Origin of the sequence: Cellulomonas sp. WB94 (assembly GCF_003115775.1) — a bacterium.
In the GTDB taxonomy this organism is placed as follows: domain Bacteria; phylum Actinomycetota; class Actinomycetes; order Actinomycetales; family Cellulomonadaceae; genus Cellulomonas_A.
This window is the reverse complement of record NZ_QEES01000002.1, coordinates 2486532-2510828: the sequence shown is the minus strand read 5'-3', so window position 1 is coordinate 2510828 and position 24297 is coordinate 2486532. Positions and strand designations below refer to the sequence as shown.

At 71.8% G+C, this 24297-nt stretch carries 22 protein-coding genes and 1 pseudogene; 6 read left to right on the top strand and 17 right to left on the bottom strand.

The window, feature by feature from the left end; translation table 11 throughout:
* The first annotated feature begins 39 nt into the window (after positions 1-39).
* Together DDP54_RS12710 and DDP54_RS12705 are read left to right on the top strand one after the other, a co-directional pair.
* The gene (locus tag DDP54_RS12710) at positions 40-303 is read left to right on the top strand and encodes a metal-sensitive transcriptional regulator (RefSeq protein ID WP_109132048.1); all 264 of its coding nucleotides are present in this window, start codon (positions 40-42) and stop codon (positions 301-303) included.
* Between the two features lie 11 nt (positions 304-314).
* On the top strand, positions 315-944 hold the full coding sequence (locus DDP54_RS12705) for a class I SAM-dependent methyltransferase (protein WP_197711394.1): 630 nt from the start codon (positions 315-317) through the stop codon (positions 942-944).
* A gap of 58 nt (positions 945-1002) precedes the next feature.
* Here the strand turns inward: DDP54_RS12705 and ppk2 are convergent, their stop codons facing one another.
* Positions 1003-1848: a polyphosphate kinase 2 gene (ppk2, locus tag DDP54_RS12700; protein WP_109132046.1), complete on the bottom strand. Its 846-nt coding sequence runs from the start codon at positions 1846-1848 to the stop codon at positions 1003-1005.
* A gap of 68 nt (positions 1849-1916) precedes the next feature.
* Here ppk2 and DDP54_RS12695 point away from each other — a divergent pair, with 68 nt between their 5' ends.
* The 3 genes from DDP54_RS12695 to ybaK all read left to right on the top strand — a co-directional run bounded on the left by DDP54_RS12695 (position 1917) and on the right by ybaK (position 5729).
* Entirely contained in the window at positions 1917-4478 is a 2562-nt protein-coding gene (locus tag DDP54_RS12695) for a DEAD/DEAH box helicase (RefSeq protein WP_242448389.1), read from the top strand.
* 128 nt (positions 4479-4606) lie between these two features.
* Positions 4607-5194: a VIT1/CCC1 transporter family protein gene (locus DDP54_RS12690; RefSeq protein WP_347338522.1), complete on the top strand. Its 588-nt coding sequence runs from the start codon at positions 4607-4609 to the stop codon at positions 5192-5194.
* Positions 5195-5231: 37 nt separating this feature from the next.
* Positions 5232-5729, top strand: a complete 498-nt coding sequence (gene ybaK / locus DDP54_RS12685; RefSeq protein ID WP_109132043.1) for a Cys-tRNA(Pro) deacylase — start codon at positions 5232-5234, stop codon at positions 5727-5729.
* A 27-nt stretch (positions 5730-5756) separates the two neighbouring features.
* On the opposite strand, the gene DDP54_RS12680 is transcribed toward ybaK, so the two are convergent.
* Positions 5757-6155 carry a YccF domain-containing protein gene (locus tag DDP54_RS12680; protein ID WP_109132580.1) on the bottom strand — a complete coding sequence of 133 codons (399 nt, stop codon included), beginning with the start codon at positions 6153-6155 and terminating at the stop codon, positions 5757-5759.
* A 96-nt stretch (positions 6156-6251) separates the two neighbouring features.
* Here DDP54_RS12680 and DDP54_RS12675 point away from each other — a divergent pair, with 96 nt between their 5' ends.
* Complete coding sequence (locus tag DDP54_RS12675; protein WP_347338520.1) at positions 6252-7022, top strand: YggS family pyridoxal phosphate-dependent enzyme; 771 nt, start codon at positions 6252-6254, stop codon at positions 7020-7022.
* A gap of 120 nt (positions 7023-7142) precedes the next feature.
* Here DDP54_RS12675 and DDP54_RS12670 read toward each other — a convergent pair whose 3' ends face one another.
* The 15 genes and pseudogenes from DDP54_RS12670 to DDP54_RS12600 form a co-directional block, all read right to left on the bottom strand.
* Positions 7143-7598 carry an NUDIX domain-containing protein gene (locus DDP54_RS12670; RefSeq protein ID WP_109132042.1) on the bottom strand — a complete coding sequence of 152 codons (456 nt, stop codon included), beginning with the start codon at positions 7596-7598 and terminating at the stop codon, positions 7143-7145.
* Between the two features lie 47 nt (positions 7599-7645).
* Positions 7646-8971 (bottom strand): LCP family protein, encoded by a 1326-nt coding sequence (locus DDP54_RS12665; protein ID WP_109132041.1) that lies wholly within the window; start codon positions 8969-8971, stop codon positions 7646-7648.
* A gap of 86 nt (positions 8972-9057) precedes the next feature.
* A complete protein-coding gene (locus DDP54_RS12660; RefSeq protein WP_109132040.1) occupies positions 9058-10134 on the bottom strand; it encodes a biotin/lipoate A/B protein ligase family protein in 1077 nt (358 codons plus the stop codon).
* A 76-nt stretch (positions 10135-10210) separates the two neighbouring features.
* The gene (locus tag DDP54_RS12655) at positions 10211-11092 is read right to left on the bottom strand and encodes a hypothetical protein (RefSeq protein ID WP_109132039.1); all 882 of its coding nucleotides are present in this window, start codon (positions 11090-11092) and stop codon (positions 10211-10213) included.
* Between the two features lie 24 nt (positions 11093-11116).
* Complete coding sequence (cimA, locus tag DDP54_RS12650; RefSeq protein ID WP_277949594.1) at positions 11117-12739, bottom strand: citramalate synthase; 1623 nt, start codon at positions 12737-12739, stop codon at positions 11117-11119.
* A gap of 324 nt (positions 12740-13063) precedes the next feature.
* Positions 13064-14170, bottom strand: a complete 1107-nt coding sequence (locus DDP54_RS12645; RefSeq protein ID WP_109132037.1) for a branched-chain amino acid aminotransferase — start codon at positions 14168-14170, stop codon at positions 13064-13066.
* 66 nt (positions 14171-14236) lie between these two features.
* On the bottom strand, positions 14237-15304 hold the full coding sequence (locus DDP54_RS12640) for a 3-isopropylmalate dehydrogenase (protein ID WP_109132036.1): 1068 nt from the start codon (positions 15302-15304) through the stop codon (positions 14237-14239).
* A 42-nt stretch (positions 15305-15346) separates the two neighbouring features.
* Positions 15347-15868 carry an ASCH domain-containing protein gene (locus DDP54_RS12635; RefSeq protein ID WP_109132035.1) on the bottom strand — a complete coding sequence of 174 codons (522 nt, stop codon included), beginning with the start codon at positions 15866-15868 and terminating at the stop codon, positions 15347-15349.
* A 128-nt stretch (positions 15869-15996) separates the two neighbouring features.
* The gene (gene ilvC / locus DDP54_RS12630; protein WP_109132034.1) at positions 15997-17025 is read right to left on the bottom strand and encodes a ketol-acid reductoisomerase; all 1029 of its coding nucleotides are present in this window, start codon (positions 17023-17025) and stop codon (positions 15997-15999) included.
* A gap of 69 nt (positions 17026-17094) precedes the next feature.
* Positions 17095-17619 carry an acetolactate synthase small subunit gene (gene ilvN, locus DDP54_RS12625; RefSeq protein ID WP_109132033.1) on the bottom strand — a complete coding sequence of 175 codons (525 nt, stop codon included), beginning with the start codon at positions 17617-17619 and terminating at the stop codon, positions 17095-17097.
* A gap of 11 nt (positions 17620-17630) precedes the next feature.
* Positions 17631-19513 (bottom strand): annotated as a pseudogene (locus tag DDP54_RS12620) (acetolactate synthase large subunit).
* 247 nt (positions 19514-19760) lie between these two features.
* Complete coding sequence (locus tag DDP54_RS12615) at positions 19761-21488, bottom strand: alpha-glucosidase (protein WP_109132031.1); 1728 nt, start codon at positions 21486-21488, stop codon at positions 19761-19763.
* Complete coding sequence (locus tag DDP54_RS18930; protein WP_109132030.1) at positions 21485-21724, bottom strand: hypothetical protein; 240 nt, start codon at positions 21722-21724, stop codon at positions 21485-21487. Before DDP54_RS18930 ends, DDP54_RS12615 begins: the two co-directional genes overlap by 4 nt.
* A gap of 69 nt (positions 21725-21793) precedes the next feature.
* The gene (ilvD, locus tag DDP54_RS12605; protein ID WP_109132029.1) at positions 21794-23527 is read right to left on the bottom strand and encodes a dihydroxy-acid dehydratase; all 1734 of its coding nucleotides are present in this window, start codon (positions 23525-23527) and stop codon (positions 21794-21796) included.
* A gap of 70 nt (positions 23528-23597) precedes the next feature.
* A complete protein-coding gene (locus tag DDP54_RS12600) occupies positions 23598-24269 on the bottom strand; it encodes a VOC family protein (protein ID WP_109132578.1) in 672 nt (223 codons plus the stop codon).
* Positions 24270-24297: the final 28 nt, after the last annotated feature.

The following is a 24297-nucleotide window of genomic DNA, read 5'->3' as shown; positions in this document are numbered from 1 at the left end:
GGCGGGTAACCTGACCTGCACGAGAGAAGAGGAACTCCCATGGAGCTCGACCGCACCGAGATGGGCAAGGTCATCAACCGGCTCAAGCGCGCCCAGGGCCAGCTCGCCGGCGTCCAGCGCATGCTCGAGGAGGGCCGCGACTGCGAGGACATCGTCATGCAGCTCGCCGCGGTGAGCCGCGCGCTCGACCGCGCGGGGTTCGCGATCATCGCCACCGGGATGCGGCAGTGCCTCACGCAGACGGACGGCGAGGACAAGCTCGACGTCGACAAGCTCGAGAAGCTGTTCCTGTCCCTGGCATGAGCTCTCCGGGCATGAGCGCTCCCGGCATGGACGCGGCCGCCTGGGATGCGCGGTATGCCGCGGGTGGCCGCGTCTGGACGCCGCAGCCCAACCTGTGGGCGGTCGAGGCCTTCGGTGACCTCACGCCCGGCACCGCGCTCGACCTCGGCACGGGTGAGGGCCGCCACGCGCTGTGGCTCGCCGGGCTCGGCTGGGACGTGACGGCTGTCGACTTCTCGGCCGAGGCGCTCCGCACCGCCCGCGCGGTCCAGGGTGCCGACGCTCCTGGAACGACCGCGCACATCGAGTGGGTCCACGCCGACCTGCTGACGTACACGCCTGCGGCCGGGTCGCAGGACGCGGTCCTGCTGATGTACATCCACCTGCTCGCTCCCGACCGACGTGCGCTCGTCCGGTCCGCGGCGCGCGCGCTCGCACCGGGCGGCACCCTCCTCGTCGTCGGCCACGACCTGACCAACCCTGCCGAGGGGACCGGCGGCCCGTCCGACGCGACGGTGCTGTTCACGGCGCACGACGTCGCTGCCGACCTGGCCGGAGAACCCGGGATCGAGGTGCGGCTCGCCCAGCGTCGCCCGCGGACCGTCGAGGGAGCCGTGCGACCCGCGCTCGACGCCGTCGTCGTGGCCGTCCGGACCACCTGACGTCACCGCTCGGCGTGCTGGCGCCACCGCGGTCCTGCAGCACCGCCCCCGAACCGCCTCAGATGTTCCTCTCCGGGTCGCCCAGCAGCATCGCGACATGGTCGGGCACCGTCGTCGTGAGCTCGCGCGGGGGGCGCACGTAGCCGCTCGAGGGGGGCGGACGGTCGGGCAGGACGACCTTCTCGTGAGGCACGTCGGTGTACGGGATCGTCGAGAGCAGGTGCGCCATCATGTTGAGCCGCGCGTTCTTCTTGACGTCGGACTCCACGATGAACCACGGGCTCGCCGGCACGTCGGTGTGCACCAGCATCTCGTCCTTCGCGCGCGAGTAGTCCTCCCAGCGGTTGATCGACTCGAGGTCCATCGGGCTGAGCTTCCACTGCCGCGCCGGGTCGTGCAGGCGGGAGCGGAAGCGCCGCAGCTGCTCGGCGTCCGAGACGGAGAACCAGTACTTGCGCAGCAGGATCCCGTCGTCGATGAGCATCTGCTCGAAGATCGGCGTCTGGCGCATGAACCGCGTGTACTCCTGCGGGGTGCAGAAGCCCATGACGCGCTCGACCCCGGCGCGGTTGTACCAGGACCGGTCGAACAGGACCATCTCCCCCGCGGCCGGCAGGTGCGCGATGTAGCGCTGGTAGTACCACTCGCCGCGTTCGCGCTCGGTCGGGGTCGGCAGCGCAGCGATGCGCGCGACGCGAGGGCTCAGGTACTGGGTGATCCTCTTGATCGTGCCGCCCTTGCCGGCGGCGTCCCGGCCCTCGAAGATCACGACGATCCGTGCGCCCGTCGCCCGGGCCCACAGCTGGACCTTGACGAGCTCCGACTGCAGCCGGAACAGCTCGGCCTCGTAGACCTTGTCGGAGAGCTGTGGACCCTGGCGCGCGCCCGACTTCTTCTTCCCCATGACGGGACGGTAGCGCTCGCGGCGTCCCGCCGCGCCCCTGCGGCGCGTGAGGCTGGGAGAATGGACGGGTGCCCGCTCCCCAACGCCCGTTGAACCTCGCCGAGCGGATCCCCGCCGACCCCTCCGACCCCGACGCGCTCTACGACGCGTTCGTGGGCTGGGCGACCGACCAGGGCCTCGCGCTGTACCCGCACCAGGCGGAGTCGCTGCTCGAGCTCGTCACGGGCTCGCACGTCATCCTGTCGACCCCCACGGGGTCCGGGAAGTCGCTCGTCGCGATCGCGGCGCACTTCATCGCGCTCGCGCAGGGTCGGCGCACGTACTACACCGCGCCGCTCAAGGCCCTCGTGAGCGAGAAGTTCTTCTCGCTCGTCGCGGCCTTCGGATCGCAGAACGTCGGCATGATGACGGGCGACTCGGCGGTCAACCCCGGCGCGCCCATCATCTGCTGCACGGCGGAGATCCTCGCGAACATCACGCTGCGGCACGGCGACGACGCGGACGTCGGCCAGGTCGTCATGGACGAGTTCCACTTCTACGCCGACCCGCAGCGGGGCTGGGCGTGGCAGGTCCCGCTGCTCGAGCTGACGCACGCGCAGTTCATCCTGATGTCCGCGACGCTCGGCGACGTCGGCTTCTTCGCCGAGGACATCGTGCGCCGCACCGGCGTGCCGGTGGCGGTCATCGCGGACGCCGAACGGCCGGTCCCCCTGACGTTCTCCTACGCGGTCGAGCCCCTCCACGAGCTGCTCGAGGAGCTCGTCCGGACCCGGCGCTCGCCCGTGTACGTCGTGCACTTCACCCAGCGCGAGGCCGTCGAGCGGGCTCAGGCGCTCATGTCGATGACCCTCGCGAGCCGCGAGCAGCGCGACCAGATCTCCGACGAGCTCGGCGCGTTCCGGTTCGGCCCAGGGTTCGGCAAGACGCTGTCGCGGCTGCTGCGCCACGGGATCGGCGTCCACCACGCCGGGATGCTGCCCAAGTACCGGCGCGTCGTCGAGCGCCTGACCCAGAAGGGCCTGCTGCAGGTCGTGTGCGGCACCGACACGCTCGGCGTCGGCATCAACGTCCCGATCCGCACGGTCGTCCTCACGTCCCTCGTGAAGTACGACGGCGTGCGCATGCGGCACCTCTCGGCGCGCGAGTTCCACCAGATCGCCGGGCGGGCGGGCCGGGCCGGCTTCGACACCGTCGGCGAGGTCATCGTGCTCGCCCCCGAGCACGTCATCGAGAACCGCAAGCTGCTCGCCCGCGCGGGCGACGACCCGAAGAAGATCAAGAAGATCGTCCGCAAGAAGGCCCCGGAGGGCGCGGTCAACTGGACCGACAAGACCTTCGAGCGGCTGCGTGACGCACCCCCGGAACCGCTGACGTCGAGCTTCAGCGTGACCCACGCGATGGTCCTCAACGTGCTCGTGCGCCCGGGCGACCCCGTGGCGGCCATGACGCGCCTGCTCACCGACAACCATGAGCCCGAGGGGGCGCGCGGCCTGCACGTCCGCCAGGCGGTGGCCGTCTACCGCTCGCTGCGCACGGCGGGCGTCGTCGAACGCGTCGCTCTGCCCGACGACGGGACCGGGCATGTGCGCCGCACGGTCCATCTCACGGTCGACGTCCCGGCGAACTTCGCGCTCAACCAGCCCCTGTCGCCGTTCGCGTTCGCGGCGCTCGACCTGCTCAACCCCGAGGACCCCGCCTACGCGCACGACGTCGTCTCGGTCATCGAGGCGACGCTCGACGACCCGCGCCAGGTGCTGTCCGCGCAGGAGAACAAGGCCCGCGGTGAGGCGGTCGCGGCGATGAAGGCCGATGGCCTCGAGTACGACGAGCGCATGGCGCTGCTCGAGGGCGTGACGTACCCGCGGCCGCTCGCCGAGCTGCTCGGCGCGGCGTTCTTCACCTATCGCCGCACCAACCCGTGGGTCGCCGACCAGGAGCTCTCCCCTAAGTCGATCGTCCGCGAGATGCACGAGAAGGCGATGACCTTCGCCGAGTACGTGCAGGTCTACTCGCTCGACCGGACCGAGGGCGTGCTGCTGCGCTATCTCGCGGACGCGTACCGGGCGCTGCGCCAGACGGTCCCCGAGGAGGCGCGCACCGAGGAGCTGAGCGAGCTGATCGAGTGGCTCGGCGAGCTCGTCCGGCGCACCGACTCGAGCCTGCTCGACGAGTGGGAGCGGCTGCGCAACCCGCTCGACGAGACCGGCGCGGACGCTCCCGGCGGGATCGACGACGACACCCCGCCGCCCATCACCACCAACCCGCGCGCGTTCCGGGCGCTCGTGCGCGGCGCGCTCTTCCGTCGCGTCGAGCTGGCGGCCCGCGAGCGCTACGCGGCCCTCGGCGCCCTGGGCGACCTCGACACCGAGGGCGCGGCCTGGGACACGGACCGCTGGGCGGACGCCCTCGACCCGTACTACGACGACCACGACGAGATCCTCACCGGCTCGCCAGCGCGCGGGCCGGGCCTGTTCCAGGTCACCGAACGGGCCGCGACGTGGGAGGTCCGCCAGCTGCTGGACGACCCGGCACGCGACCACGACTGGCGTATCGACGCCGTCGTCGACCTCGCGGCCTCGGACGCGGCCGGCGAGGTCGTGCTGCGGATCGCCGCCGTCGGGGCGCTCTGAGCCCACGTCCCGACGTCGACCGACGCGCTCCCAGGCGGCTCGGCAAGGTAAGCCAATCCTGCGTTTGCGCAGGTCAGGGCAGCCAAACCTGCGATGACAGATCCGCGGGCGGCCTCTACCTTTACCCCGTGACCACTCAGACGATCCCGGACCTTGGTCCCACGCGCATGGTGATCGACGGCGCGAGCGCCACACGCCTCAACTGGCTGCGCGCCGCCGTGCTGGGCGCCAACGACGGCATCGTCTCCATCGCCGCGCTGGTCGTCGGTGTGGCGGCTGCCTCGTCGTCGCTGTCGGCCATCGCGATCTCGGGGGTCGCGGGGCTCGTCGCCGGCGCCCTGTCGATGGCCTCGGGCGAGTACGTGTCAGTCAGCAGCCAGCGCGACGCCGAGCGGGTCCTGGTCCAGCGCGCCAAGGAGGGCGGCGGCTCGGGCGAGCACCACCTCACCAACGCCTGGCACGCGGCCGGGGCGTCGCTCGCGGCGTTCTTCGTCGGCGGGATCATCCCGCTCGTCGCGGTGCTCGCGACCCCAGCGGCCGCACGGGTCGTCGCGACGTTCGTCGCCGTCGTCGTCGCGCTCACGCTCACCGGGTACGTCAGCGCGCGGCTCGGTGGCGCGCCCGTCGCCCGCGCGATGGCGCGCAACGTCGTCGGCGGCGGGCTCGCCATGGCCATCACCTATGGCGTCGGCAACCTCGTCGGCCTGGCGTTCTGACGCACGGGGCGGCACCGCGGCGCCGTAGCCTGCTCCGGTGAGCAAGCCGCACCACACCCCTTCGGGCACCCCCGCCCTCGTCGCGCTCGCCGCTGCGGGCGTGCCCCACACCGCGCACGTCTACGAGCACGACCCCTCGACCCCGGTGGGCTACGGCCTCGAGGCGGCTCAGGTGCTCGGCATCCCGCCCGAGCAGGTCTACAAGACCCTCATGACCACGGTCGACGGCGCGCTCACGGTCGCGGTCGTGCCCGTGACGGGCATGCTCGACCTCAAGGCGCTCGCCCAGGCCGTCGGCGGCAAGAAGGCCGCGATGGCCGACAAGAGCGCCGCGGAGCGGGCCACCGGGTACGTCGTCGGGGGGATCTCCCCGCTCGGGCAGAAGACCGCACATCCGACGGTGGTGGACGAGACGGTGTGGCTGTTCGACACGGTGTTCGTCTCGGGCGGTCGGCGCGGCCTCGACGTCGAGCTGCCGCCCGACGACCTCGTGCGCCTGACCGGCGCGACCGTCGCGGACATCGCCCGCGGCTGAGCTCGCCCGCCGCCGGCTCGCGCTCCGTCAGCGGCCGTACGCCGCGAACGCGCGGTCCGTCGGCACGATCTCCTTGCCGAGCGGCATCAACGAGATCGGGATGAGCTTGAGGTTCGCGATGGCGAGCGGGATGCCGACGATCGTCACGGCGAGCGCGGCTGCGGTCGTGAGGTGCGCGATCGCGATCCACACCCCGGCGACGAGGACCCAGATGATGTTGCCGAGGGCCGACCAGCCACCGGCGTTCGGCTTGTCCACGATCGTCCGACCGAACGGCCACAGCACGTAGTTGGCGATCCGGAACGAGGCGATGCCGAAGGGGATCGTCACGATCAGCACGCAGCACAGGACGCCGGCCAGCGCGTACCCGACCGCGAGCCAGAATCCCGCGAGCACGAGCCAGATCAGGTTGAGGAGAGTCTTCACGCCCCCACTGTCCACCACCGGCGACGCCTCCGACATCGGGGATCGCCCTGAACCTGGCGCCGACCACCCCAGGGATCACCCCGGTAGGGTCGCCTCGTGATCTCCGACGACGAACGCGCCGAGGTCGCGCGCCGCCTCGCGCGGGTCCGCGACCGGATCGCCGCCGCCGAGGTCGCCGCCGGTCGCCCGGCGGGGTCGGTGCGTCTGCTGCTCGCGACCAAGACCGTGCCCGTCGAGCTGGTCCGGGCAGCGCTCGAGGCGGACAGCGTCGCCCGGGCTGCCCTGGTGACCCGCGACGGCGGGCACCCCCCCGTCGAGGCCGTGATCCTCGGGGAGAACCGCGTCCAGGAGCTCGTGGCCAAGGCGCCGCACCTCGCCGACCTCTCCCCCGAGCTGCACCTCATCGGTCCGCTCCAGTCGAACAAGGTCGCCGCGGCGTCCCGCTGGGCGTCGTGCATCGAGTCGGTCGACACCTTCGCGCTCGCAGGCCGTCTCGCCGGCCGTGCCGTGGTGTCCGGGCGCGTCCTCGAGGTCTTCGTCCAGGTCAACGTCTCGGGCGAGGCGACCAAGCACGGCGTGGCTCCCCGGCACGCTGTCGAGCTCGCCGTACAGGTCGCGGCACTCGGAGGCCTGCGGCTGCGCGGCCTCATGACGGTCGGCGCCAACACGCCCGACGAGTCAGCCGTCCGGGCCGGCTACGCGCTGCTGCGCGAGCTCAGCGAGGAGATCGTCCGCACCGGAGGAGCCAGCACCTCTGGCGCGACCGAGCTGTCGATGGGCATGAGCCGAGACCTGGAGCTGGCGATCACCGAGGGCGCGACGATCGTGAGGACCGGGACCGCGGTGTTCGGCACCCGGCCGCGCTGACGCGGCTGGAGCTGTTCCTCACGGGCCGACCGGCTGCGCACGCGGCCCGACCAGCCGCGCGGTCACCGCAGGGCCCCGACCAGCCGCGCGGTCACCGCAGGGCCCCGACCAGCCGCGCGGTCACCGCAGGGCTCCGACCGCCGCCCACGCCAGCGCACTGTCGACGAGCTCGGCTCTCAGCTGATGCGGGAGCGCTTCCACGGCGACCCATCCGAACCGCTCGGCGGCCGCATCGACGTCGCCGAGCAGCCCGCCGACGATGCGACCTGCATAGACGATGCGGATCGCGTGGGTGTCGGTCGACGCCGAGCGCCGGTTCGACGGGACGAGTGAGGCACGCCACGAGTCGACCCCGAGCACGTCCCTGACCTCCACGACGAGCGACGTCCGGGTCAGGACCTCGCGCCGGACCGCGGTCGGCGGGTCTTCCCCGAACTGGAGCGCACCGCCAGGCAGCGTCCACGCGGGTCCGTTGGGGCTGCGCCACCGCTCGAGCAGCACCCGGCCGTCATCGACACAGAGCGCGTAGGCCGCGACTCGTGTCGCGCGGTCGCGCCCCTCGACGGTCCCCTTCATCGCACTCCCTCCGAGGCGCGGCCACGATGCCGCGCTCTGGCACGCTATCAGGACGAGGAGGGCCCGCAGAGTGCCTCGTCCGGGTCGACGCCGGTCCGCGGGGTCACGCCTGGGACAGGCGCCGGCAGGGCAGGTGCGCCCGCCGCTGCGGCACCGTCAGGCACCGGGGCCGGGGCCGCGCCACTCCCGACAGCCGCCGGTGTCGGGGCGGGGACGGGGGCCGGTGCAGCCGCCGCCCCCGCCGTCGGCTCGACGACCGGTCCACCCACCGGCGCGTCGACCGCTCCGGTGATCGGCTCGTCGGCCGCGATCCGCTCCCACAACGTCGTCGCGTCGTCGGTCAACACGATCCGCCCCTTCGTGCCCGACCCCCACGGCACCGTCACGAACGTCACCGTCGACGGATCGATGCCGCGCAGCCCCCACGCCAGCCCGGGCAGCCCCGCCGCCAGCCCGTCGGACATCGTCAGGGAGCGAGTACCCGCGTCGAGAAAGCGGGCGAGGCTGACCGGGCTCGTCAGGACGTCTGCCGACAGGGCCTTGCGCACCACGGCCGCGATGAAGTCCTGCTGGCGCGCGATGCGCTGGACGTCGGAGCCGTCACTGCCGGTGACGTACCGCGCACGCACGTAGTCGAGCGCCTGCGGCCCGTCGAGGTCGTGCCAGCCGGCGGCCAGGTCCAGCTCGGTGTTGTCCTTGTAGTCCTTGAGCGCCGTCGGGACGCACACGCGGATCCCGCCGATCGCCTCGACCATGCCCTGGAAGCCGGCGAAGTCGACCAGGGCGAACTCCGTGACCGCCAGGCCCGTCGTGGCGGCCATGGTGGACATCGTGCACGCCGCGGCCAGGCCGACGTCCCCGGTGCTCCCCCCGATCGAGAACGCCGCGTTGAACTTGTCCGTGCGGGGACGCGACATCCTGCCCGCGGGGTCGCGATCGAGATGGCACGCGGGGATGCTCGCCTCCGAGTCGCGCGGGATCGACACCGCGTCGACCCGGCTGCGGTCGGCTGCGATGTGGACGACGATCGTCGTGTCGGCGCGCATCCCGTCGACCTCGCCACCGATCGCCGCGTTCTCACCCGAGCGCGTGTCCGAGCCGACCATCACGAACGTCACGGCTCGCCCCGCCGACAGGTCCGTCGCGGGCAGGTCCGTCGGCGACCCCGTCGGCGCGGCGATGAGTCCGTCGAGCGATCCGACGGTGCCGACGTTCCCGCGCAGCCGGGACACGGCGACCGCGGTCGCTGACCCGCCGAACGCGAGCACCGCGACGACCACGAGCGCGACGCGACGCCCCGCCGCCGAGCGGTCGCGCCGGGCGTGCGAGTGGCGCGGGGTGTGGGACGGGCGGGACCGCGCCAGATCGGGCATGGCGACACGCTAGGAGACCGACGACCGGCGCGGGCCTCGTTGCTGTGGACGGACCGTGAAGATGCGGTGCGCCCGGTCGCGGCCGGTCAGGGGACGCGTGCGGTCCACTCCGGGGTGCCGAACTTCGTGGCGACCAGCTCGGACGCGCGCGCCAGCTCGTCGTCGCTCAACGCGCCGTCGACCGTGGCGTACCGGGACCGGAAGTGCGCCTTGAACGCCTCGATGACCTGTTCGCGCGGGAGCCCGGTCTGCGAGCGCACGGGGTCGACGCGCTTGTTCGCGCTCGTCGTGCCCTTGTCGGACAGCTTCTCGCGACCGATCCGCAGCACCTCGAGCATCTTGTCGGCGTCGATGTCGTACGCCATGGTCACGTGATGGAGCACCGCGCCCCCGGCGAGGCGCTTCTGCGCTGCTCCGGCGATCTTGCCCGCGGGCGAGGCGATGTCGTTGAGTCCCGCGTAGGCAGCCGTGACGCCCATGTCGGCGAGCGCGCCCAGCACCCAGTCGTCCAGGAACGCGTAGGACTGCTCGAACGACAGCCCGTCGACCAGGGACGCCGGGACCACGAGGGAGAACGTGATGCAGTTCCCGGCCTCCATGAACATCGCGCCGCCACCCGAGATGCGCCGGACCACCGTGATGCCGTGCCGTGCTGCACCTTCGGGGTCCACCTCGTTGCGCAGCGACTGGAACGAGCCGATGACGACCGCGGGCTCGACCCACTCCCAGAACCGCAGCGTCGGACCACGCCTGCCGGCGACCATCTCCTCGCTCAGGACCTGGTCGAGCGCGGCATGGACCGCCGGGGGCAGGGGACCTGAGTGGATGAGCTCGAACGTCAGGTCCTGCCAGGAGGTCGCGTGGCCAAGAGCCCGGCGGACCGCGATCGCGACCGCCTCCGGGGTGAAGCCGACCATCGTGACGGGCGCAGACAGGGTGCCGTCGGCGTCGGCGGCCGCGAGCGCCTGCTCGATCGCGCTCGCCAGCTGCGGCACACGCGCGTCAGCCGCCTGCCCGACGAGCGCCGCGTCCATGACGGCCAACGCCTCGTCCGGGTCGAGGAAGAAGTCGCCGCTCACCGCGACGGCGGCCAACAGGCCGTCGACGACCTCGACCTCCGCAGCGACGAGCTTCCCACCGGGCACCTTGTATTCTCCGCGCACGGCTCCAGCCTAGGTGCCGGTCAGAGGGCCGCGGTCAGGGGGTGCCGGTCAGGGGGTGGCGGTCAGGGGGTGGCGGTCAGGGGGTGGCGGTCACCGGGGGGCCGAGGGTCGAGGCCGCGCGGGCCGCGACCGCCTGGAGGGCCGCATCGATCGTCCCGCCGGAGCCCAGGACGCCGACGTCCGCCTGCGCACCGTTCTGCGGCCGGGCGCTCGCGGTCCAGGTCACGATCGCGTTGCCGACGAGGATGTGCCCGTGGAGCTGTGGCTCGACGACGCCCCCGGCGGCCAGCTCGGTGCGCTGGACGAGCGAGGGGTACACGCCCTGCGCCTCGGTCGCGGGTGACGCCGTCGTGGTCGAGGTCGCGACGCCGGCATCCACCTGGCTGTACACGCCGCACGCGTCGACGGTCGTGACGAGGGTCCGGAAGGCGGCCTCGGCGCTCGGTACGTCCGGCAGCACCGTGACCTGCTGGGAGAGCTCGACGAGCGTCGCTGACCACGACCGTGCGTCGAACGCTGCGGGCGGCTCGGCCACGACGGTGCTCGCGACCGTGCAGGTCGCGGGCTCGATCGTCGATCCGGCAGGCAGCCCCCAGGCGAGCTGGCCCGAGGTGATGGCCGGGGCAAGGCCGGCCGCGGCGGCAGGGATCGCACCGACGACCTCCTCCTGCGAGGCGAAGAGCAGGGCGAGCGTCGTCGCGTCGAAGACCGGCGGCAGCGGGCGGGCCGTCGCGGCGGTGCCGGGGCTCGGGGTCGTGACGGGGGTCGGCGTCGCCCGGCCGGCGGTCGGCGTAACCGAGGTTCGCGCGTCATCCGCGCCTGGTGGCCTCTCGGCAGCCCAGGGCTGGGTGCTCGCGACAGCACCCGCGATGACGACGACGGCGGCGACGACCCACCACGGCCACGTGACACGTCGGCGCGCGCGGTGGCCCGCCGGTGCGTCCGCGTCGCGCGACACCCCGACCTCCCTTCTGCTCCGCCGTCAGCGCGGCGCGATGCCGAGGTGGTGCAGGCCCCAGATCGTCGAGTCGGTGAGCGCCTCCCACGACGCCTCGAGCAGGTTCGGGCCGACCCCGACGGTGCTCCACGACGTCTTGCCGTCGCTCGTCTCGATGAGGACGCGCGTCACGGCATCGGTCCCGTGCATCGCGTCGAGGATGCGCACCTTGAAGTCGATGAGCTCGAACTTCTCGACCTCGGGGTACACGTGGACGAGCGCCTGCCGGAGGGCGTGGTCGAGTGCGTTGACCGGGCCGTTGCCCTCACCGGTCGTGACGAACCGCCGGCCCCCCGCGTGCAGCTTGACTGTCGCCTCAGCGGTCGCCGCAGCTCCCCGGCTGCCATGGCGTTCGACGATCGAGCGCCAGCTCTCGACCTGGAAGTACTCGGGCCGCCCACCGTTGAGCTCCTCGACCAGCAGCAGCTCGAACGAGGCGTCCGCGGCATCGTACGTGTACCCGTTGGCCTCCGCGTCCTTGACGCGGTTGGTGACACGCGTCAGGAGCTCGCCCTGTCCGGCCAGGTCGAAGCCCAGCTCACGACCCTTGAGCTCGATCGTGGCCCGTCCGGCCATGTCGGAGATGAGCATCCGCATGTCGTTGCCGACCGCGAGCGGGTCGGCGTGCTGGTACAGGTCCGGGTCGACCTTGATCGCGCTCGCGTGCAGGCCCGCCTTGTGCGCGAACGCGCTGGCCCCGACGTACGGCTGCCGAGCGAAGGGCGCGATGTTGGTGATCTCGCTGATCGCGTGCGCGATCCGGGTCATCTCACGCAGGCCGCCCTGGCCGTCCGGGCCCTTCGCGAGCAGCTGGCGCCCCCCCTTCAGCTCGAGGTTCGCGACCACCGCGAGCAGGTCGGCGTTGCCGGTGCGTTCGCCGTAGCCGTTGACCGTGCCCTGGACGTGCGTGCAGCCGGCTCCGACCGCCGCGAGCGAGTTGGCGATCGCGCACCCCGAGTCGTTGTGCGCATGGATGCCGAGGATCGCGTTCGGGCCGACCGCGGCGCAGATCTCGGTGACGACCTGGGTGACGCCGTCGGGCAGCATCCCGCCGTTGGTGTCGCAGAGGGCCACGACCTCGGCGCCCGCCTCGAACGCCGCGAGCACAGCGGACCGGGAGTACGCCGGGTTGTCGCGGTACCCGTCGAAGAAGTGCTCGGCGTCCACGACGACGCGACGCCCCTCGCGCACCAGCAGCTCGACGGTGTCCGTGATCATCGCGAGGTTCTCCTCGCCCGTCGTGCGCAGCGCCCGCTCGACGTGCCGCAGGTCGCTCTTCGCCACGAGCGTCACGACCGGCGCCTGCGCGTCGAGCAGCGCCCTGACCTGCGGGTCCTGCCAGGCGACCGCACCAGCCTTGCGGGTCGCGCCGAACGCCGCGAGCACGGCGTTCTTCAGGTCGAGCTCCTTGGCCGCGCGGGCGAAGAACTCGGTGTCCTTCGGGATCGCGCCCGGCCAGCCGCCCTCGATGAACCCGACCCCGACCTCGTCGAGCAGGGGCGCGATCGCGAGCTTGTCCCCGACGGACAGGTTCATGCCCTCCTGCTGGGCGCCGTCGCGCAGCGTGGTGTCGTACACGTGGAACGGACGTGCGGTCTGGCTGGTCACGTGGGCGCTCATTTCCGGGGGCGGTGCTGGGGCCGTTCGCCGTCCTGGTTCCGCGGCGACCTCCGTACCGGCGAGGGGGTGGTGCCGGCGGGCGGGTCTGTGCGGGGACGACGTCGTTGGCGGGCGGGGGTGGTGCCCGACAACAAAAAGACCCCCCGAGGGTGCGGGAGGTCTGCGCGTCTGCGATGTGCAGGCGCGCTACTCGATAATGAGGTGGAGCGAGTGAAGGTGTGTCACAGGCCACATCATGCCACACGGCCCGCGGGGGGTCGCACGCCGGTCCACGGGCCGCGCGGCATACGTGGTGAGAGGGTGCTCGAGCCGTCAGACGAGGCGGTGGAGCCACCCGTGCCGGTCGGTCGCCCGGCCGTACTGGATGTCGGTCAGCTCGGCGCGCACCCGCATCGTGACGCCTCCCGCGGCGCCGTCCGCGACGGTCGTGTCGAAGCCCTCGCCCGCGAGGCGCCCGATCGGCGTGATGACCGCGGCGGTCCCGCACGCGAACACCTCGGCGACAGAGCCGTCCGCGAGCCCGCCCAGCAGCTCCGCGAGCGTGATCCGACGCTCGGACACCTCGTGACCGGCGTCGGTCAGCAGCCGGATGACCGATGAGCGCGTCACGCCCTCGAGGATCGACCCCGTCAGCTCGGGGGTCGACACGCTGCCGTCCGCGTGCACGAGGAACACGTTCATCCCGCCGAGCTCTTCGAGGACCGAGTTCGTCGCGGCGTCGAGGAAGCACACCTGCTCGCAGCCGTGCCCGTAGGCCTCCTGCTGCGGCAGCAGGCTCGCTGCGTAGTTGCCGCCGCACTTGGCCGCGCCCGTTCCGCCGGCGCCCACACGGTGGTAGTCCTGCGCGACCCAGATCGACACCGGCTGCACGCCGTGGGCGAAGTACGGGCCGACCGGCGAGGCGATGACGAGGAACTCGGCCTCGAGCGACGGCCGCACCCCGAGGAACCGCTCGGACCCGTACATGAACGGGCGAAGGTACAGGCTCGTCTCCTCGCCCGACGGGACCCAGTCCACGTCGGTCGACACGAGCGCCGTGATGGCGCCCAGGAAGTCCGCCTCGGTGAGCTCGGGCAGCGCGAGCCGGTGCGCCGAGCGCGCGAACCGTGCGGCGTTGGCCGACGGCCGGAACGTCCAGACGGAGCCGTCGGCGTGCCGATACGCCTTGAGCCCCTCGAAGATCTCCTGCGCGTAGTGCAGCACGGCGGTCGCCGGGTCGAGCAGCAGCGGCCCGTACTTCTCGACGCGGCGGTCGTGCCAGCCGTCGGCCAGGGACCACGACACGCGGGCCATGTGGTCGGTGAAGACCGTGCCGAACGTCGGTGCTGCCATGGCCTCGGCGCGCTCAGCAGCCGGGACCGGGGTGTCGCTGCGACGGATCTCGAAGGTCGACGTCGCGGGTGTAGATGTCGTGCTCATGATCGGAGGCCTTTCACCAGGTGCGGATGCTGACGTTACCGGTGAGGACGGCCGAGGAGTCAGGGGTCAGCCGGCGACGCGTGCCGCCAGGTCGGTGCCCACCTCGGCCGTCGACCGTACTCGCCCCGCTCCGGCGCCGCGGTCGACCAGGTCGGCGGCGACCGCAGCCTCGACCTTCGCGGCGGCCTCGGGCAGGCCCAGGTGGTCGAGCAGCATGGCGACCGAGAGCACGGTGGCCGTCGGGTCGGCCTTGCCCTGGCCGGCGATGTCCGGGGCCGAGCCGTGCACGGGCTCGAACATGCTCGGTGCGGTGCGGTCCGGGTTGATGTTGGCCGAGGCGGCGAGACCGATGCCGCCGGTGATCGCGGCGGCGAGGTCGGTGATGATGTCGCCGAACAGGTTGTCCGTGACGATCACGTCGAAGCGCGACGGGTTCGTCACCATGAAGATCGTCGCTGCGTCCACGTGCAGGTAGTCGACGGTCACGTCGGTGAACTCGGCGTTCACCGCGTCGACCGTGCGCCGCCACAGGTGTCCGGCGTACACGAGCACGTTGTGCTTGTGCACGAGCGTGAGCTTCTTGCGGGGGCGGGCCGCCGCGCGGGCGAACGCGTCCCGCACGACCCGCTCGACGCCGAACGCCGTGTTGACGCTGACCTCGTTGGCGACCTCGTGCGGGGTGCCGGCGCGGATCGCGCCGCCGTTGCCCACGTACGGTCCCTCGGTGCCCTCGCGGACGACGACGAAGTCGATCTCCCCGGGCTGCGCGAGCGGGGACGTCACGCCCGGGTACAGGCGGCTGGGGCGCAGGTTCACGTACTGGTCGAGGGCGAACCGCAGCCTCAGCAGCAGCCCGCGCTCGAGCACGCCCGACGGCACGCCCGGGTCGCCGATGGCGCCGAGCAGGATCGCGTCGTGGGTGCGGATCGCGTCGAGGTCCGTGTCCGTGAGGGTCTCCCCCGTGGCGTGCCAGCGCCGCGCCCCGAGGTCGAACTCGGTCGGCAGCACCCGGACCCCTGTCCCGACCAGCGCCGCGTCGAGCACCCGCAGACCCTGCTCGACGACCTCGGTGCCGATGCCGTCACCCGCCACGACGGCGAGGCGGATGTCACGGGCTGCGCTGTTCTCGACCATGTCGAAAGGCTACCGCTCGTCCCAAGGGTCGGGACGGTTATCTCAGCGGGTGGACGCATCCGGGTAGCGCAGCTCGAACTCCTCGAGCACGACGGGCAGGTCCTCGCTGAACGGCTGACCGCCGTCGTCCGCGGCGCGCCGCCGGAAGTACTCCTCATGACTCGTCCGCCAAGCTGCGAGCGAGCCGTCGCCCTCCCCCTCGGCCGCAGCGAACTCCTCGTCGACCTCACCGAACGGCACGACCCGCACCGACGTGGTCCGGATGAACGCCCGCGGATGTCCCCCGCCGTCGAGCAGGATCGCGGCGCTGCCGACCTCCGGCAGCTCCTCGCCGCCCGCCTCGAACTCCCACAGCGCGGTCGACGTCGCGGTCTTGGCCCCGCTCAGGACGTGCGCGAGCAGCTCGTCGGCCAGCTGGGGCGAGTCGCCGAACGACCACGCCGGCGGCGGCACGGCGCCCGACGGGGTCTCCCCCATCACGACGTCGAAGCTGCCCAGACCCTCATGGCCCTGGGCTGCGGCCCAGAACCTCGAGAGCTCGCCGTCATCCACCGTCTCGCTCATCCCTGAGTCCTCTCGTCGACCGCCGCCGCCCATCCTGCCCGACGATGGCCGCGTGCGCCGTCGGGACGCCGCGTGGGGCGCCCCGACGAACGGGACGCCCCACGCGGAGGTCGAACGAGGAGCCGGGTTCAGCGCCCGGCAGAGCCCTCGACGTAGTCGGTGTCGGCCGGCTTGACCCAGGCGAACAGCTTGCGCAGCTCGCGCCCGACCGGCTCGATCGGGTGGTTCTGACCCTTCGCGCGCAGCGCCTTGAACTCGGGGGCCCCGGCGTCCTGGTCGTCGATGAAACGCTTCGCGAACGCGCCGTTCTGGATGTCCCCGAGGACGGCCTTCATGTTCTCCTTCACGTCGGGCGTGATGACCCGCGGCCCGGAGACGTAGTCGCCGTACTCGGCCGTGTCGGACACGCTCCAGCGCTGCTTCGTGATCCCGCCCTCGTGGATGAGGTCGACGATGAGCTTCAGCTCGTGCAGCACCTCGAAGTACGCGACCTCGGGCTGGTAGCCGGCCTCGGTCAGCGTCTCGAAGCCGTACTGGATGAGCTGCGAGACACCGCCGCACAGGACGGCCTGCTCACCGAACAGGTCGGTCTCGGTCTCCTCGGTGAAGGACGTCTTGATCCCGGCGGCACGCAGGCCGCCGATCGCCTTGGCGTACGACAGCGCGAGCTCCCACGCGCCGCCCGAAGCGTCCTGCTCGACCGCGACGATGACCGGCACGCCGCGTCCGTCGGCGAACTCACGCCGCACGAGGTGGCCGGGGCCCTTGGGCGCGATCATCACGACGTCGAGACCCGGCTCAGGCTTGATGTAGCCGTAACGGATGTTGAAGCCGTGGCCGAAGACGAGCGCCGACCCGGGGTTCAGGTTGGGCGCGATCTCGTCGCGGTACAGGTGACGCTGGACCTGGTCCGGCGCGAGGATGACGACGACGTCGGCCCACTTGACCGCGTCCACGACCGGCAGGACCTGCAGGCCCGCGTCCTCCGCCTTGGAGCGCGACGGCGACCCCTCGCGCAGGCCGACGCGGACGTCGACCCCGGAGTCGTGCAGGTTGAGCGCGTGCGCGTGCCCCTGGCTGCCGTAGCCGATGACGGCGACCTTGCGGCCGGCGATGATGGACAGGTCGGCGTCGTCCTCGTAGAACAGCTCAGCCACGGTGGATCTCCTTGAGGTGTAGCGGTGGTGGGTCTAGCGGTGGTGGGTGTGACGTGCGGGGGCGGGTCTTCAGGCGGTGCGGGCGACCCGTTCGAGCGTGCGATCGGTGATCGACCGCGCGCCACGGCCGATCGCGACGGTGCCGGACTGCACGATCTCACGGACGCCGAACGGCTCGAGCGCGGCGAGCAGCGCGGCGAGCTTGGCGGGGCTGCCCGTGGCCTCGACCGTGACCGCGTCGGGGACCACGTCGACGACATGCGCCCGGAACAGCGTCACGACCTCGAGGACGTGCGTGCGTTGCGTCGTGTCGGCACGGACCTTGACGAGCATGAGCTCGCGCTGGACCGAAGACGCGTCCTCGAGCTCGACGATCTTCAGGACGTTGATCAGCTTGTTGAGCTGCTTCGTGACCTGCTCGAGGGGAAGCGCGTCGACGTCGACGACGACGGTGATGCGCGAGACGTCGTCGTGCTCGGTGGGGCCGACCGCGAGCGAGTGGATGTTGAACGCGCGCCGGGCGAACAGCCCCGCGACGCGCGTCAGCACGCCGGGCTTGTTCTCGACGAGGACGGACAGGGTGTGGCGGGTCATGACGGGTCCTCTCAGTCCTCGCGGTCCCACGCCGGGCTGATGCCCCGCGCGTACTGGATCTTGTCGTTGCTCACGCCGGCGGCGACCATCGGCCACACCATCGCGTCGCGCGAGACGGTGAAGTCGATGACGACGGGCTGGTCGTTGATCTCGAGCGCGCGCTTGATGGTCGCGTCCACGTCGGTCTTCGTCTCGCAGCGCAGTCCCACGCAGCCGTAGGCGTCCGCGAGCTTGACGAAGTCCGGGATCCGCACGGTGCCGTGGCCGGTGTGGAGGTCCGTGTTGGAGTACCGCTCGGAGTAGAAGAGCGTCTGCCACTGGCGGACCATGCCGAGCGACGAGTTGTTGATGACCGCGACCTTGATCGGGATGTCGTTGATCGTGCAGGTCGCGAGCTCCTGGTTGGTCATCTGGAAGCAGCCGTCGCCGTCGATCGCCCAGACGGTCCGGTCGGGCTGGCCGACCTTCGCGCCCATCGCGGCAGGCACCGCGTAGCCCATCGTGCCGAGCCCGCCGGAGTTGAGCCACGAGTTCGGCCGCTCGAACCGGATGAACTGCGAGGCCCACATCTGGTGCTGCCCCACGCCCGCGACGAAGATCGACTCCGGCCCGGACAGCTCGCTGATGCGCTGGATCACGTGCTGCGGCGCGAGGTGGCCGTCCGCCGGCTCGTCGTAGCCGAGCGGGAACGTCTCGCGCCAGTCGTCGATCTGCTTCCACCAGGCACCGAGGTCCGGCTTGCCGTGCTGCACGTGCTCGCGCGCCAGCTCGGGCAGGAGGTCCGCGAGGACCTCGCGGAGGTCACCGACGATCGGGACGTCGACGGCCCGGTTCTTCCCGATCTCGGCAGGGTCGATGTCGGCGTGCACGATCGTCGCGAGCGGCGCGAAGCTCGACAGCTTGCCCGTCACGCGGTCGTCGAAGCGCGCACCGAGCGACACGACGAGATCGGCCTTCTGCAGCGCCGCGACGGCTGCGACCGTGCCGTGCATCCCGGGCATCCCGAGGTTCTGGGGGTGCGAGTCGGGCAGCGCGCCACGGGCCATGAGCGTCGTGACGACGGCCGCGCCCGACGCGTCGACGAGCTTGCGCAGCTCGGCCGAGGCGCCCGACCGGATCACGCCGCCCCCGACGTACAGCACCGGGCGGCGTGCCGTCGCAAGCAGCCGCGCTGCCTCACGGATCTGCTTGGCGTGCGGCTTGGTCACGGGGTGGTAGCCGGGCAGGTCGAGCGTCTGCGGCCAGCTGAACGTCGTGTCCGCCTGCATCGCGGACTTCGCGATGTCCACGAGCACGGGTCCCGGGCGGCCGCTCGCGGCGATGTGGAACGCCTCGGCGATCACGCGCGGGATGTCGTCCGCGTTCGTGACGAGGAAGTTGTGCTTGGTCACCGGCAGGGTGATGCCGACGATGTCCGCCTCCTGGAAGGCGTCCGTGCCGATCATCGACGCGCCGACCTGGCCGGTGATCGCGACCATGGGGATCGAGTCCATGTTGGCGTCGGCGATCGGCGTGACCAGGTTCGTCGCGCCCGGACCCGACGTCGCCATGCAGACCCCGACGCGCCCTGTGGCGTGCGCGTAGCCGGACGCGGCGTGGCCGCCGCCCTGCTCGTGCCGCACGAGGATGTGCCGCAGCCGGGTGGAGTCCATGAGCGGGTCGTAGATCGGCAGGATCGCCCCGCCGGGGATCCCGAAGACGACCTCGACCCCGGCCTCCTCGAGCGAGCGGACGACCGACTGCGCGCCAGTGAGGCTCTCGGGCCCGATCGCCGTGACGGACGTCGGCGCGGCCGAGATGCTCGGCTCGACGGGACGCGCCTCGACGGTCGGGCGGGGGACGCCTGCGCCGAGGTCGGCGTGCGTGGGGGCGCCGGGTGGGGGACCTGGACCATGTTTCTCCCTGGCTTCGCTGCTGGTGGAGCTCGGGTGGTGCTACCTGCCTGGCTGGGTGCCTGCATGAAAAAGCCCCTCGGCCCTGGCACGGGCTGGTCGAGGGGTGAGCGCGCTGACGAGGCCTGACGCGATGCCTCAGTCGGCGCGCCCGGTAACTACTACGAGGAGGATCGTCTGCACGCGAGGGACTCTACGCCGCCCGTCACCGCGATGTCACCTTCCACCCCTGTCGTCTCACATCGTGGTTCACGTGACCGCAGTTCGGACACGGCGGTACACCCGCGTCTCCCACGGCCGCAGGACGATGTCGCCGTCCGGCACCTCGGCGTAGTTGCCGAGCACCAGGTCGCCGCGCACGTCCGCACCCCAGTCCTCGAGCGACACCGTCCGCTCCTCGCGGCAGAAGCTGCCGAGCACCAGGAGCTCGACCCCGTCCAGCGAACGAGTGAACGCGTAGACCGACTCGTCGTCCGGCAGCAGCATCGTGAAGTCGCCGAACGCCACGACCGGGTCGTCGTGCCGGAGCGCGATCAGCCGCCGGTAGTGGTGGAGCACGGACCGAGGGTCCGCCCACTCGGCCTCGGCATTGATGCTCTCGTGGTTCACGTTCACGGCGAGCCACGGCGTGCCCGTCGTGAACCCCGCACGCGGCGACCCGTCCCACTGGACCGGCGTCCGCGCGTTGTCGCGGCTCATCGCCGCCAGCCCGGACAGGAGCGCGTCGTCCGTCAGGTGACCCGACGCGCGGGACTGCTCGACATACCGCAGCGACTCGATGTCCCGGTACTGGTCCAGCCGCGTGAAGTGCGCGTTCGTCATCCCGAGCTCCTCGCCCTGGTAGACGTACGGCGTGCCGCGGTGCAGGTGGAGGACGGTGGCGAGCATCGTGGCCGACTCGCGGCGGTACACGGTGTCGTCGCCGAACCTCGACACGATCCGCGGCTGGTCGTGGTTGTCCCAGTAGAGCGAGTTCCAGCCGACGTCCGCGAGCCCCACCTGCCAGCGCCCGAACGACGCCTTGAGATCGGTCAGGCGAAGCGGTCGCACGTCGAACTTGTCGCCGGGGCGGTGGTCGAGCCCGACGTGCTCGAACTGGAACACCATGTCGACCTCCGCCCGGGCGGGGTCGGTGAACAGGCGCGCGTCGCCGATGGTCACGCCGGGCATCTCCCCCACCGTGAGCAGACGGTCGGGACGGCCGGCGAACACCTCCCGGTGCATCTCGGCGAGGAACTCGTGGATCCGTGGCCCGCACGTGTACGCGGCGCTGCCGTCGCCGTACGCACCGGTCGTCACGGGGCCGTCGGGCAACGACGTGTCCTTGGAGACCAGGTTGATGACGTCCATGCGGAACCCGTCGACGCCCCTGTCGAGCCACCAGCGCATCATGGCGTGCACCGCTCGGCGCACGTCGGGGTTCTCCCAGTTGAGGTCCGGCTGCTTGCGGCTGAACAGGTGCAGGTAGTACTCGCCGCTCGACGGGTCGAGCTCCCACGCCGGGCCCGAGAAGAACGACGCCCAGTTCGTCGGCTCGGCGCCCGGGGCCCCCGCCGTCATGCCGGCACGCGGCGGCCGCCACCAGTACCAGTCGCGCTTCGGGTTGTCCGTCGACGACCGCGACTCGACGAACCACGGGTGCTCGTCTGACGTGTGGTTGACGACGAGGTCCATCACGAGGCGCATGCCGCGCGCGTGCAGGGCGGCGACCAGGGCGTCGAGGTCCGCGAGCGTCCCGAACACCGGGTCGATGTCCTGGTAGTCGCTGGTGTCGTAGCCGTTGTCGTCCTGCGGCGAGCGGTACACCGGCGAGAGCCACAGGACGTCGACGCCCAGCTCGGCGAGGTGGTCGAGCCGGTCGAGGATCCCGCGCAGGTCCCCGATGCCGTCGCCGTTCGAGTCCTGGAACGAGCGCGGGTACACCTGGTAGACGACCGCGCGGGTCCACCAGGGCGCGTTCTCGGGGGTGAACGTCACAGGGCCTCCTCAGCGGCGGCGACCCGCTGGTCGAGCGCCGGCAGCCCGTCGATGCTCGTGGCGTTGCGCGTCGCGCGGTAGGCCGCGAGCTCCGCGTCGGTCGCGCCGGAGCCACCCTGGGGGGAGACATTCACGTGACCGTCCGACGCGAGGGGGGCGGTCCCGACGAAGAAGACCGGCTGCGCTTCGATGAATGCCGACAGCCGAGCGCCGATCTCCGGGTGAACCTTGCTCATCGCTCCGCTCCGTCTCGCTGGGATGCGCCTCGCCGGGTCCCGGCGACCCGCCCGTGCCGGACCTGCACCTCAGATCAGCACGGCACCCTTGGACGCCGACTGCACGAGCTTGACGTACTTGGCGAGCACGCCACGGGTGTAGACGGGCGGCAACGGCTCCCAGCCGACCTTGCGCGCCTCGAGCTCGGCGTCGTCGACCAGCAGGTCGAGCCGGGCGTTCGCGACGTCGAGACGGATGCGGTCGCCGTCGGCGATGAAGGCGATCGGACCCGCGTCGACCGCCTCGGGGGCGATGTGGCCGACGCACAGACCGGTCGTTCCTCCGGAGAAGCGCCCGTCGGTCAGCAGGAGCACGTCCTTGCCGAGCCCCGCACCCTTGATGGCCCCGGTGATGGCCAGCATCTCCCGCATCCCCGGGCCGCCCTTGGGTCCCTCGTAGCGGATGACGACGACGTCACCGGCCACGATCGTGCCGTCCTCGAGCGCATCCATCGCGGCACGCTCCCGCGTGAACACGCGCGCCGTGCCCTCGAACACCTCCGAGTCGAAGCCCGCCGACTTCACGACCGCGCCGTCGGGCGCGAGCGAGCCGTGCAGGATCGTGATGCCGCCCGTGCGGTGGATCGGGTTGTCGAGCGCCCGCAAGATCTTGCCGTCCGGGTCGGGCGGCGCGATGTCCGCGAGGTTCTCCGCGACCGTCCTGCCCGTCACGGTCAGGCAGTCGCCGTTGATGAGTCCGGCGTCGAGCAGCGCCTTCATCACGACCGGCACGCCGCCGACCCGGTCGACGTCGGCCATCACGTAGCGGCCGAACGGCTTGAGGTCACCCAGGTGCGGCACCTTGGCGGCCACGCGGGTGAAGTCGTCGAGCGTGAGGTCGACCTCGGCCTCGTGCGCGATCGCCAGCAGGTGCAGCACCGCGTTGGTGGAGCCGCCGAACGCCATCACGACGGCGATGGCATTCTCGAACGCCGGCTTGGTCATGATCTGCCGCGCGGTGATCCCCTGGCGCAACAGCTCGACGACCGCCTCACCCGAACGATGCGCGAACGCGTCCCGGCGGCGGTCGGCCGACGGCGGCGCGGCGGACCCGGGCAGCGACATCCCGATGGCCTCGGCGACCGACGCCATCGTGTTGGCGGTGTACATGCCGCCGCACGCGCCCTCCCCCGGACAGATCGCCCGCTCGAGGCGGTCCAAGTCGCCGCGGCTCATGAGCCCCTTGGCGCACGCGCCGACGGCCTCGAACGCGTCGATGAGCGTGACGTCCTTCTCGGTGCCGTCCTCGTACTTGACCCAGCCCGGCATGATCGTGCCCGCGTACAGGAACACGCTCGCGAGGTCGAGCCGCGCGGCCGCCATCAGCATGCCCGGCAGGGACTTGTCGCAGCCCGCGAGGAGCACCGACCCGTCGAGGCGCTCGGCCTGCATGACCGTCTCGACGCTGTCCGCGATGATGTCGCGGCTCACGAGCGAGAAGTGCATGCCCTCGTGGCCCATCGAGATGCCGTCGGAGACCGAGATGGTGCCGAACTCGAGCGGGTAGCCGCCCGCCGCGTGGACCCCCTCCTTGGCCGCCTGGGCCAACCGCTGGAGCGACAGGTTGCAGGGCGTGATCTCGTTCCACGAGCTCGCGACGCCGATCTGCGGCTTCGCGAAGTCGTCGTCGCCGAGGCCGACGGCGCGGAGCATGCCGCGCGACGCCGTGGCCTCGATGCCGTCGGTGACGGTTCGCGAGCGGGGCTTGATGTCGATGCCGGGTGCTGCGGCGGATCCGGAGGCAGAGTCGGAGGTCACGGTCATGGTGGCGAGTCTAGGTCGGCCCTCAACCCCTGCGCCTGGCGGGCGGGGACGGCCGGGCGCGGCGCTGCTGTCAGTCGCGCGCCTGCCACGTGCAGATGCACACCTCGTTGCCCTCGCTGTCCGCGAGGACCCAGAACGCGGGCGCTCGGCGGTCGCTGACCAGGTGTCCACCTGCGGCGATCGCCGCTGCGACACGGTGCTCGGCGAGGTCGTGCGGGACCGTGAGGTCGAGGTGGATGCGGTTGCGCTGAGGGCGCGGGACGTCCATCTGCTGGAACCACACGGACGGCCCGAGGCCCGCGGGGTCGACGAGTGCCGGTGACGGGTCGTCCGCGTTCGGCAGCTCCTCGGGCGCGTACCCGAGGACCGCCTGCCAGAACGGGTAGACGCCCGGGATGTCGAGCGCATCGATCGCGATCTCGAGGGTCGCGAGGACTCCGGTGTCCGACGTGATCCCGAGCTCGTCCGCGATCGCCGTGATGGCTGCGGCCAGGGCCACGTCCTTGCTCGTGAGCCCGCCGGCGTCATGGGTGGTCACCGACACCTGGACGGACGGGTAGCTCAGGTGGACGTCCGGATGGTGACCGGCGGTCTCTGCGGCAGCACCGATCCGCGTCGTCAGCTCGAGCCCGCGCTCGAACGAGCCCGTGCGGAACGACGCGTGCAGCCGGTTCAGCAGGACGCGCCAGTGCCTGGCGTCGACCTGATCGGTGGCTTGCGAAGAAGTCAGCATGGTCGTCATGACCCTCAGCGTGGCACCCGCCGCCGAC

What these genes read in the sequence shown, in the direction of transcription:
- DDP54_RS12665 (WP_109132041.1), bottom strand. Translation starts at nt 8,971, where the DNA reads ATGCCCGATCTGGCGCGGTCCCGCCCGTCCCACACCCCGCGCCACTCG.
- DDP54_RS12670 (WP_109132042.1), bottom strand. Translation starts at nt 7,598, where the DNA reads ATGAAGGGGACCGTCGAGGGGCGCGACCGCGCGACACGAGTCGCGGCC.
- ilvD (WP_109132029.1), bottom strand. Translation starts at nt 23,527, where the DNA reads ATGACCGTGACCTCCGACTCTGCCTCCGGATCCGCCGCAGCACCCGGC.
- DDP54_RS12640 (WP_109132036.1), bottom strand. Translation starts at nt 15,304, where the DNA reads ATGGTCGAGAACAGCGCAGCCCGTGACATCCGCCTCGCCGTCGTGGCG.
- DDP54_RS12710 (WP_109132048.1), top strand. Translation starts at nt 40, where the DNA reads ATGGAGCTCGACCGCACCGAGATGGGCAAGGTCATCAACCGGCTCAAG.
- DDP54_RS12635 (WP_109132035.1), bottom strand. Translation starts at nt 15,868, where the DNA reads ATGAGCGAGACGGTGGATGACGGCGAGCTCTCGAGGTTCTGGGCCGCA.
- DDP54_RS18930 (WP_109132030.1), bottom strand. Translation starts at nt 21,724, where the DNA reads ATGAGCAAGGTTCACCCGGAGATCGGCGCTCGGCTGTCGGCATTCATC.
- DDP54_RS12600 (WP_109132578.1), bottom strand. Translation starts at nt 24,269, where the DNA reads ATGACGACCATGCTGACTTCTTCGCAAGCCACCGATCAGGTCGACGCC.
- ppk2 (WP_109132046.1), bottom strand. Translation starts at nt 1,848, where the DNA reads ATGGGGAAGAAGAAGTCGGGCGCGCGCCAGGGTCCACAGCTCTCCGAC.
- DDP54_RS12645 (WP_109132037.1), bottom strand. Translation starts at nt 14,170, where the DNA reads ATGAGCACGACATCTACACCCGCGACGTCGACCTTCGAGATCCGTCGC.
- ilvN (WP_109132033.1), bottom strand. Translation starts at nt 17,619, where the DNA reads ATGACCCGCCACACCCTGTCCGTCCTCGTCGAGAACAAGCCCGGCGTG.
- DDP54_RS12705 (WP_197711394.1), top strand. Translation starts at nt 315, where the DNA reads ATGAGCGCTCCCGGCATGGACGCGGCCGCCTGGGATGCGCGGTATGCC.